Here is a 7393-nt window from a genome sequence, read left to right on the forward strand (position 1 = left end):
TTATTCACCTTCTTTCCCTTCGAGCGCCTTAAAATATGCTTCCTCAAAAGATCCAAACTGTTTCAAAATGTCTTTGGTAGGACCATCAATAACAATCTTCCCATTAGAAATACCGACCAAATGATCTACAGTTAATTCTAACTCACTCATATAATGACTTGTCATTAAGACAGTTTTACCTTCACTGACAAAAGATTGTAAAAAATTACGTACCCAGCGTATTCCTTCAGGATCTAGTCCATTGATTGGCTCATCTAAAATTAAAATATCAGGATTTGCTAATAAGGCTGTTGCTAACCCAAGACGTTGCTTCATCCCTAATGAATAGTCTTTTACTTTTTTATTTTTAGCTTCACTTAACCCCACCAAGTCTAAACATTCGTTGCACCTATTTCTGTCAACACCACAAGCCAAGCCAATCCACCGAAGATGCTGGAATCCTGTTCTTGTTGAATAAGGTTGGCAACTGTCGAGGAATGATCCAACAACACAAAAAGGATTATCTCCCAATTGAGAGTATTTTTTTCCATTGATCAATGCCATTCCCGTCTGACTATTTTCTAAACCAAGTAAAATTCTGATTAAAGTCGATTTCCCTGAACCATTTGGTCCAATCAATCCAGTTACCTCACCTTTCTTAGCTTTGAAAGTTACATTTTGTAGGACAATTTTATTATATTCCTTATGTAGATTTTGAATTGTTATCATTCATTCTTTTTCCCTTCTGACTTTTTGTGAAATTTGACCTTCACTTGGAGCAAGTATATCAGGAGAATATCAGGAAAAAATCAGAATAAACATTTTTATAATTATTTTTTCATTTCTAACAAATTACTTTCTATGTTTGCTATAATATACACAAGTAATTGGAGGGATTATGAAGTATAAAATTTTAGCAATTGACGATGATGAAAAAATCTTACGATTAATAGGGAATGCATTAGAAGCAAACAACTTTAACGTAGAAACTCGGTCAAATATAGAAGAGATCGATATTTGTGACTTTACTGGGTTCGATCTGATTTTACTTGACGTCATGATGCCTATTTCTGGTTTAGAGATTTGTCGCTCCATTCGTTCACAAATTACGACTCCAATCCTGTTTCTAACTGCCAAAGATTTTGAAGAAGATTTACTAAAAGGAATACAAGCTGGAGCAGATGATTACATCACAAAACCATTTAGCATCAAGGAACTGATTGCAAGAATTCAAATGCATCTTCGGAGAGAGGAAAGATTGTACCAAACCTCTAAAGAAGAATTGATTTCAGATATAACTTTTTATCGAGATAGTCAAGAAGTTTATTATCAATCAAAAAGCATTTCTCTAACTAAGCGAGAATTTGATTTACTTTATCTTTTAGCTAAAAATGAGAACCGAATATTTAGCGCAGAGGAACTTTACGATTACCTCTATCCTGTAAGCTCTGATGTACAGCTACGTTCAATCACCGAATACATCTATCAAATCAGACAAAAATTTAAGGATCATCAAATTGATCCTATCAAAACGGTTTGGGGAGGAGGATACAAATGGCAAAAGAAATGACAATCAAACAACTCATTCAGCATACCTACCTTAAAATCATTTGGCAATTTCTTTTATGTCTTTTACTTTTTTACATAGTTCCTGCTCTTCTATCTTCTGTATCTGGAATCAATGAGAAAAATGCCAATCTCTTTGCTTTATTTTTTAGCGTTAGTTCTTGGATTTATCTTTGCATCATTTTAATTCTTATCATTGTGACAAATATTCGACAATTATTAACCAAGATTCAAAAAGAAATGAACATGGTTTATCATAGTGGTCTATATTTCACAAAAAATGAAAATCAGCATTTACAGATTAAAGAGTTTATTGAAACAAATGATCTAATAGAAAAAATGCAATCTGATATAAAAAATAGGATTGAAAATGAAAAAGAACAAAAAAAAGAACTCATGTTTCAAGTATCTAGCGCTGCGCATGATCTTCGAACTCCTCTAACTGTCATAAGAGGAAATGCTGAATTCCTACAATCTACCAAACAAACACCCCAAGTAATGGAATGTCTAAAAGATCTGGAGCAAGCAAGTATTCAGTTAAACGATTATTTCAACCACTTCATCCAATACTCCAAAACTTTTTATGACCATGATATTCAACTTGAAAAGATCTCAATTCAACAAGTAACTCATCAATTAAAGGAACATATCACACCTTTAGTTCCTAGAAATACACACTTTGTATTTACAAACACAATAAATCCATCGACACAAATCACAATTCATTCCAATCTATTTTTCCGAGCAATCACAAATATTATTAATAATGCAATACAACATCAAAAAGAAAATGATGCACAAATCCACCTAACAATTTCACAAGAAAATAGTCAATTAGTTCTAACTATATGGAATAACCAATCTAGTTTTTCAAAAAACATATTACAAAATGCTGGAAATCTTTTCTATAAAGATGACCAAGCAAGAACCCCCTCTCAAGAAAGTCACTATGGACTTGGTTTATCTTTCGTCAAACGCGTCATGAAACTTCATAATGGAACTATGCACTTAGAAAATAGCAATAATGGTGCACAAGTCAAGCTAATCATTCCCATTATATAGAACAAGCCGAACTCATCAATATGTGTTCGGCTTCTTTTAATTTTTACATCAAAAAAATCAGTATCACAAGAAACTTTATGTCACATCTTCTTACATAAAAGCACTAAATATTTGCCAACTTTTTTAGTTTCTGCTATAATGGTTAAATATTCTAAAAAGGAGACTAAACATGAAGAAAAAAATCCTTGCATTTTTATTATTTTTATTTCCCTTATTCTCTCTAGGCTATGTTAATGCGGACACTATCAAGATTGTTAGTGATACTGCTTATGCGCCCTTTGAGTTTAAAGATACAGACCAGACTTATAAAGGAATTGATGTCGACATCATCAATAAAGTCGCTGAGATAAAAGGATGGAATATCCAAATGTCTTATCCAGGCTTTGATGCTGCTGTCAATGCGGTCCAAGCAGGGCAAGCAGATGCGATCATGGCTGGTATGACAAAAACCAAAGAACGTGAAAACGTCTTTACCATGTCTGATACATACTATGATACAAAAGTTGTCATCGCAACGACTAAGTCTAATAAAATCACTAAGTATGAAGAACTAAGTGGTAAAACTGTTGGTGTTAAAAACGGTACTGCTGCACAACGTTTCCTAGAAAGTATCAAAGATAAATATGGTTTCACTATCAAAACCTTTGATACTGGGGATTTGATGAATAACAGTCTCAGTACAGGTGCTGTAAATGCCATCATGGATGACAAACCAGTTATCGAGTACGCTATTAACCAAGGGCAAGATCTCAGTATCAACATGGACGGAGAAGCCGTTGGAAGCTTTGCTTTCGGTGTTAAAAAAGGCAGCAAGTACGAATACCTAGTTACAGAATTTAACGAAGCTTTAGCTCAGATGAAAAAAGATGGTAGCTTGGACAAAATTATCAATAAATGGACAAACTCTTCTAAAACTAGTTCACAAGTGACTTCTCTCACTTCTACTACAAGCGCAGGTCAAAAAGCTACTCCAGTTAAATCAAAATACGTTATCGCTAGTGATTCTTCATTTGCACCATTTGTCTTCCAGAACTCAAGCAACCAGTACACTGGTATTGATATGGACTTAATCAAGGCCATTGCCAAAGATCAAGGTTTCGAGATTGAAATCACTAACCCAGGATTTGACGCTGCTATTAACGCAGTTCAATCTGGTCAAGCTGATGGTATGATTGCTGGTATGTCTGTTACAGACGCTCGTAAAGAAACCTTTGATTTCTCTGATTCTTACTATACAGCTAATACTATTCTTGGAGTTAAGGAATCAAGTACCATTTCTTCTTATGAAGATCTGAATGGTAAAACCGTTGGTGTTAAAAATGGTACTGCTTCTCAAACCTTCCTAACTGAAAATCAAAGCAAATATGGTTATAAAATTAAAACCTTTGCAGACGGTTCATCTATGTATGACAGCTTGAACACTGGTTCAATTGACGCTGTGATGGATGACGAACCAGTTCTTAAATACTCTATCAGTCAAGGTCAAAAATTAAAAACACCAATTGAAGGTACTCCAATCGGTGAAACTGCTTTTGCAGTTAAAAAGGGAAGCAATCCAGAATTGATTGAAATGTTCAACAACGGTCTTGCAAATCTTAAAGCAAGTGGTGAATTCCAAAAGATTCTTGATAAATACCTTGCAACTGATTCAACAAGTGAATCATCAACTGTTGACGAAACTACTATCTGGGGCTTGTTGAAAAACAACTACAAACAACTCCTAAGTGGACTTGGAATTACCCTTTCTCTAGCTTTGATTTCCTTTGCAATTGCGATTGTTATCGGGATTATCTTTGGTATGTTTAGCGTTAGTCCTTATAAATCACTTCGTCTTATTTCAGAAATCTTTGTCGATGTGATTCGTGGTATTCCACTGATGATTCTTGCTGCCTTTATCTTCTGGGGAATTCCAAACTTTATCGAGTCTATCACAGGCCAACAAAGCCCAATCAATGACTTTGTTGCTGGTACAATCGCCCTCTCGCTAAACTCAGCTGCCTACATCGCTGAAATTGTTCGCGGTGGTATTAAGGCTGTTCCTATCGGACAAATGGAAGCTAGTCGAAGCCTTGGTATCTCTTACAGTAAAACCATGCGTAAGATTGTCTTGCCACAAGCAACCAAACTCATGCTTCCAAACTTCGTCAACCAATTTGTCATCGCTCTTAAAGATACAACTATCGTATCTGCAATCGGGCTAGTAGAACTCTTCCAGACTGGTAAGATTATCATTGCTCGTAACTACCAAAGTTTCAAAATGTATGCAATTCTCGCAGTCTTCTATCTTGTGATTATCACTCTTCTTACTAGACTTGCAAAACGCTTAGAAAAGAGGATTCAATAATGGCTAAATTAAAAATCGATGTCGATAATTTACATAAACAATATGGTAAAAACAAAGTCCTTAAAGGAATCTCAGCAAAATTCTATGAAGGAGATGTTGTTTGTATCATTGGACCTTCTGGTTCAGGTAAATCAACTTTCTTGCGTAGCTTGAATCTCCTTGAGGAAGGTACAAAAGGTCATATCACAGTTAATGGTTATGACTTGACGGATAAAGCAACCAACGTGGACCACGTTCGTGAAAATATCGGAATGGTGTTCCAGCACTTCAATCTTTTCCCTCACATGACGGTATTGGAAAATATCACTTTCGCACCAGTAGAACATAAGTTGATGACTAAGGCCGAAGCTGAAAAATTGGGAATGGAACTCCTTGAAAAAGTTGGATTGGCTGATAAGGCTAATGCAAATCCTGAAAGTCTATCAGGTGGACAAAAACAACGTGTGGCTATCGCTCGCGGTCTAGCCATGAACCCTGATATCATGCTCTTTGACGAACCCACTTCTGCCCTTGACCCTGAGATGGTCGGCGACGTTCTTAACGTTATGAAGGAATTGGCTGAACAAGGCATGACTATGATCATAGTAACCCACGAAATGGGATTTGCCCGCAAGGTTGCCAATCGTGTGATCTTTACTGCTGACGGTGAATTCCTCGAGGACGGAACACCCGACCAAATCTTTGATAACCCACAACATCCTCGTCTAAAAGAATTTTTGGACAAGGTTCTAAACGCCTAGAAAAGCTGCAAGGGAACCCTTGCAGTTTTTAGTATAGACGTATTGGATTTTTGGATTTTTTAGAAAATTATGATAAAATAAAGGATATGAATAATGGGGATTCCTCATGCCTAGTTTGACTAGGAAACAAAATAGAAATTAGGTAGCTAGATGTCATCAAAAGTTATTGTTACAATTTTCGGTGCAAGTGGGGATTTGGCCAAACGTAAACTCTACCCTTCACTCTTTAGACTTTATAAATCAGGTAATCTATCTGATCATTTTGCTGTTATTGGAACTGCTCGTAGACCTTGGAGTAAGGAATATTTCGAATCTGTCGTTGTCGAATCAATTCTTGACTTGGCAGATAGCGTTGAAGAGGCTCAAGCATTTGCTAGTCATTTTTACTATCAAAGTCACGATGTTAATGACACCGAACATTATATCGAATTACGCAAGCTTCAGGCTGAGCTAAACGAAAAATACCAAACTGAGCACAATAAGCTCTTCTTCCTCTCTATGGCACCACAATTCTTTGGTACCATCGCTAAACACCTCAAGTCAGAGCAAATCGTAGACGGTAAAGGCTTTGAACGTTTGATTGTCGAGAAACCTTTCGGTACAGACTATGCTACTGCTAAACAACTCAATGAAGAACTTCTTGCTACCTTTGACGAGGAGCAAATTTACCGCATTGACCACTATCTTGGTAAAGAGATGATTCAGAGTATCTTTGCAGTCCGCTTTGCCAATATGATTTTTGAAAATGTTTGGAATCGTGAGCACATCGATAATGTTCAGATTACTTTTGCAGAGCGTCTAGGTGTTGAAGAACGTGGTGGCTACTATGATGAATCTGGTGCCCTTCGTGACATGGTTCAAAACCATACCCTCCAACTTCTGTCACTCCTTGCTATGGACAAGCCTGCAAGCTTTACAAAGGATGACATTCGTGCGGAGAAAATCAAGGTCTTTAAAAACCTCTATCACCCAACTGATGAAGAACTTAAAGAGCACTTTATCCGTGGTCAATATCGTTCTGGTAAAGTTGATGGTATGAAATACATTTCTTACCGTAGCGAACCAAATGTGAACCCTGAATCTATGACAGAAACCTTTGCTTCAGGTGCCTTCTTTGTAGATACTGATCGTTTCCGTGACGTACCTTTCTTCTTCCGTACAGGGAAACGTCTAACTGAAAAAGGAACACACGTGAACATTGTCTTCAAACAAATGGATTCCATTTTTGGAGAACCCCTAGCACCGAATGTGCTTACAATCTATATCCAACCAACTGAAGGTTTTTCACTTAGCCTTAATGGTAAAGAAGTTGGAGAAGAATTCAAACTTGCACCTAATTCACTTGATTACAGAACAGATGCAACTGCAACTGGTGCTTCACCAGACCCATATGAAAAACTCATCTACGATGTTTTGAATAACAACTCAACCAACTTTAGTCACTGGGAAGAGGTTAGTGCTTCTTGGGAGTTGATTGATCGCATTGAAAAACTTTGGGCTGAAAATGGTGCCCCACTCCATGACTACAAGGCTGGTAGCATGGGACCTCAAGCTAGCTTTGATTTGCTTGAAAAACACGGAGCTCAATGGACTTGGCAACCAGATATCGCCTATCGTAAGGATGGTCGCTTAGAATAATGGCTCTATAATATTTGTAGTGGGTAAATCCCCTATGGATATTATGGAGCCTATTTTTGTGTAG

6 protein-coding genes are annotated in these 7393 nt (G+C 36.8%); 5 read left to right on the top strand and 1 reads right to left on the bottom strand.

Annotated elements, in window-relative coordinates:
• A complete protein-coding gene (locus tag ADH81_RS01485; RefSeq protein ID WP_049525980.1) occupies window positions 1-708 on the bottom strand; it encodes an ABC transporter ATP-binding protein in 708 nt (235 codons plus the stop codon).
• A 169-nt stretch (window positions 709-877) separates the two neighbouring features.
• Between ADH81_RS01485 and ADH81_RS01490 the strand changes: the two genes are divergently transcribed.
• From ADH81_RS01490 to zwf, 5 genes are all read left to right on the top strand, one after another.
• The gene (locus tag ADH81_RS01490) at window positions 878-1549 is read left to right on the top strand and encodes a response regulator transcription factor (protein WP_049525982.1); all 672 of its coding nucleotides are present in this window, start codon (window positions 878-880) and stop codon (window positions 1547-1549) included.
• The gene (locus ADH81_RS01495) at window positions 1534-2607 is read left to right on the top strand and encodes a sensor histidine kinase (RefSeq protein WP_049525984.1); all 1074 of its coding nucleotides are present in this window, start codon (window positions 1534-1536) and stop codon (window positions 2605-2607) included. Before ADH81_RS01490 ends, ADH81_RS01495 begins: the two co-directional genes overlap by 16 nt.
• A 169-nt stretch (window positions 2608-2776) precedes the next feature.
• Window positions 2777-4951 (top strand): ABC transporter substrate-binding protein/permease, encoded by a 2175-nt coding sequence (locus ADH81_RS01500; RefSeq protein WP_049525986.1) that lies wholly within the window; start codon window positions 2777-2779, stop codon window positions 4949-4951.
• Window positions 4951-5691: an amino acid ABC transporter ATP-binding protein gene (locus ADH81_RS01505; RefSeq protein WP_001096308.1), complete on the top strand. Its 741-nt coding sequence runs from the start codon at window positions 4951-4953 to the stop codon at window positions 5689-5691. The genes ADH81_RS01500 and ADH81_RS01505 overlap by 1 nt, the downstream gene beginning before the upstream one ends.
• A gap of 150 nt (window positions 5692-5841) precedes the next feature.
• Window positions 5842-7329: a glucose-6-phosphate dehydrogenase gene (zwf, locus tag ADH81_RS01510; RefSeq protein WP_049525988.1), complete on the top strand. Its 1488-nt coding sequence runs from the start codon at window positions 5842-5844 to the stop codon at window positions 7327-7329.
• Window positions 7330-7393: the final 64 nt, after the last annotated feature.

Source organism: Streptococcus pseudopneumoniae (assembly GCF_001072925.1).
Lineage (GTDB): Bacteria > Bacillota > Bacilli > Lactobacillales > Streptococcaceae > Streptococcus > Streptococcus pseudopneumoniae_Q.

What these genes read in the sequence shown, in the direction of transcription:
- zwf (WP_049525988.1), top strand. Translation starts at nt 5,842, where the DNA reads ATGTCATCAAAAGTTATTGTTACAATTTTCGGTGCAAGTGGGGATTTG.
- ADH81_RS01505 (WP_001096308.1), top strand. Translation starts at nt 4,951, where the DNA reads ATGGCTAAATTAAAAATCGATGTCGATAATTTACATAAACAATATGGT.
- ADH81_RS01495 (WP_049525984.1), top strand. Translation starts at nt 1,534, where the DNA reads ATGGCAAAAGAAATGACAATCAAACAACTCATTCAGCATACCTACCTT.
- ADH81_RS01490 (WP_049525982.1), top strand. Translation starts at nt 878, where the DNA reads ATGAAGTATAAAATTTTAGCAATTGACGATGATGAAAAAATCTTACGA.
- ADH81_RS01485 (WP_049525980.1), bottom strand. Translation starts at nt 708, where the DNA reads ATGATAACAATTCAAAATCTACATAAGGAATATAATAAAATTGTCCTA.
- ADH81_RS01500 (WP_049525986.1), top strand. Translation starts at nt 2,777, where the DNA reads ATGAAGAAAAAAATCCTTGCATTTTTATTATTTTTATTTCCCTTATTC.